At 47.1% G+C, this 2662-nt stretch carries 2 protein-coding genes and 1 pseudogene; all 3 read right to left on the bottom strand.

Going from position 1 to position 2662, the window contains the following annotated elements:
* Positions 1 to 433, bottom strand: a 433-nt coding sequence (locus H627_RS0115205) for an ATP-binding protein (protein ID WP_027829607.1), incomplete at its 3' end; no start/stop codon positions are given.
* Positions 420 to 1985 (bottom strand): IS21 family transposase, encoded by a 1566-nt coding sequence (istA, locus tag H627_RS0115200; RefSeq protein ID WP_027829606.1) that lies wholly within the window; start codon positions 1983 to 1985, stop codon positions 420 to 422. The genes H627_RS0115205 and istA, both read right to left, overlap by 14 nt.
* Positions 1986 to 2357: 372 nt before the next feature.
* A pseudogene (locus H627_RS20450) lies at positions 2358 to 2573 on the bottom strand (head-tail connector protein); the annotation flags it as partial.
* Positions 2574 to 2662: the final 89 nt, after the last annotated feature.

Raw genomic sequence — 2662 nt, 5'->3', positions numbered from 1 at the left:
TCTTCAAGGCTTTGACCAATTCCCCCATCGTGATAAAGATGGCCCGATAACCCTTTTCAATAGCCTGGAGGCACAGGCCAACAGAGAGAAATGTCTTGCCAACACCCGTCGGGCCAAGGAGTACCAGATTGTAACTCTGATCTACCCAGGTAAGGCTCTTTAGTTCATTCAGTTGACGCTGACTAATGCCAGGTTGAACGGTCAAATCAAATTCATCTAGGGCGCGTTCGTAAGGCAAGTTGGCGTTCTTCAATCGCTTGATACGAGCCTTAATGGCTCGCTGTTCTTGCTCGTACCGGAAGACTTGCAGTAAGAAATCGGCGTATGAATACTGCTGCTCATTGGCCTCGGCGATAAGCGCCGGGGCAGCCCTAGCGGTCTCGGTCAGACGCAGAGCGCGCATAATTTCTGTGAGTTCCTTAGTTTGTTCCATGGCGGCCTCCTTGCACGAGTTTGGAGTATACATCAAGACTGCGGACTTCGGGATGGATCGTTGAGATACGCTCTTTCATGACCGCATCAATTGGCAGATCTGGCATATTGAGAACTTCTTGATCACTCTCGTGATTGACTTCCTCCAGAAAAATGACCATCTCTTTAAACCCTGAGGCATTGTAGATCTTTTGCTGGATACACATGTCCAGCGTGGTAGAGAGTAAGGCCGGTGGATAAGCATCAAATAGTCCTCTGATTACCTGAATCTGATCGCGAATGTAGCGCGGGTACTTGGTTCGCAACACCGTTAGGTAGTCATAAGCAGCCACTGTTTTATCAAACTTCTTGGCAGTGACTTCAATCAGTTCTGAAATACCTAATGACCGATCGCGGCGATGGTTGCTGTTCTGAATTAAACCACCATGTCCAGACGAAATGCGATGTTTGGCAATCTCCATGCCAGTGTTGATGTTTCGAATCACCAGTTGCTGGTCATCCACAAAGACGTTAACCAAGGTTCCCTGGGCATTGTAAGTCCCTAATGGCACGCTGTACCGATTGCCTTGGTACATGATCGTGTTGTCCTTTCGCACCTTCCGTTCTTGGCCGTTTTTAACCTCACGTTGATAAGTGTTAACTGGTTGGAGGTGTTTTTGTTCTTCTTTGAAAACCTCGGCAGGGATCTGCTTGGTGAGGTTGTGCTGTCGGCCATTACCCCGACGAACCAGCCAGGCGCGGCACTCTTCATTCCACGAATCAATATCGCTGAAAACCCGTTCTTTGGCAAAGCTGCTCTTAACAAACTTGACGACATTTTCAATCTTGCCCTTGGACTCCGGATCAAAGCCCCGACAGGGGGTCGTCTCCAGATGCTCAGCCTGTTTGAAGGCCTGGAATTCTTGGGTGTAGATAATGTTGCCGGCGTTCTCACTGACCACAATGATTCGATCTTGATCAAACACAATCTCTTTCGGTTTACCGCCAAAGTATAGAAACGTGTTCTCCAAACAACGAATCAGATCCTCAGTGCGAAAGGGACGCTTTTGCCATTCCACATACTTATAGCGTGAATGTGAAAGAACATGGGCGTAGAAGTACAGCTTCACGTTTTTCCCAGTTGGTGTCTTCTGCACGGTCTGGCCAAAATCAATTTGGCCTTGCAGTCCTGGTGGAAGCTGCGGGACGGCTTCATACTGGCGCCGCTTAGTTGTTTTTACGATCTTATATTTACTGCGCAACTCCTTTACGTATCGCCGCACAGTGCTTTCGGCATACTTGCCAAACTTTTTCTCTTCCAGCCAGTCACACACTTGCGCGGCACTCAGATCAGGATGTTCCTTAAGCCATTGAAGAATCATTGGTTGGTGAGTATCCAACGACTTTCGCCTGACCTTAGTCGAAGCAAGCCATTCGCCCATTTCATCGGGTTGTCGATTCAAGTAGCTCGTCACGGTGTTGCGTGAAACGTCTAATTTTTTGGCAATTCGCCGTAACGAAAAGCCTTGGTCGTACAGCCCTTTGATCTCTGAATACAATGTCAACTTATCCACCTAGTCCTAGCTCCATTCGAATGATTTCTCTTCATTCTAATGGAAATGATCGGCTCTGGATGGGGGTGGCTCAATCTTATTGAGCATTATTGGCCTTATCTTATTGAGCAAAAATGGTTCACTTTAGTTTAGCAGTCACAACAAAAAGCGGGCATCACTGCCCGCTATCAGAAAACGACACTCTGCGTAGTCAATTTTCAAAACAGAACGATCTGCTGTTGAAGTTGACTATTTTTTATGGGTACGGAGTGCAAGCACTTCGTGACGATGACCCTCTGGTCTATAAAATGCGCCACCAGTTAGCTGTGCTGTGCGTCGGTTAAAACGAATCTACCCGCTTATTGCCTAGGACCAGCTTAATTATACCATAATCTATTGGTTATTGATACTATTAGATGTGAACAGCCCACGCAACTGCTGAATCATGCTGATCACCGAAAAGGGAAGTTCTTGGCTGGCTGTATCGACTTCACCACGATTTTGGTGCCAAAACTCCGTCAACATGGCCACGGCGATGTCAAATTGGCTGTATGGCTCCATTTGATCAGTGGTGGCTGTACTGTCCACAGCATTGCGCACATAGTCGGGTCTAGAATTTTTGGTGTTGGAAAGTATTTCCATTCCAAAAGTACTAGGCCCTTTTTGATAACAAAAAAAGGCATCTAAGCCTCCCTAGT

Origin of the sequence: Schleiferilactobacillus harbinensis DSM 16991 (assembly GCF_000425885.1) — a bacterium.
Classification (GTDB): domain Bacteria; phylum Bacillota; class Bacilli; order Lactobacillales; family Lactobacillaceae; genus Schleiferilactobacillus; species Schleiferilactobacillus harbinensis.
The sequence above is the reverse complement of the archived record's forward strand: the minus strand, read 5'-3'. Positions and strand labels throughout refer to the sequence as shown.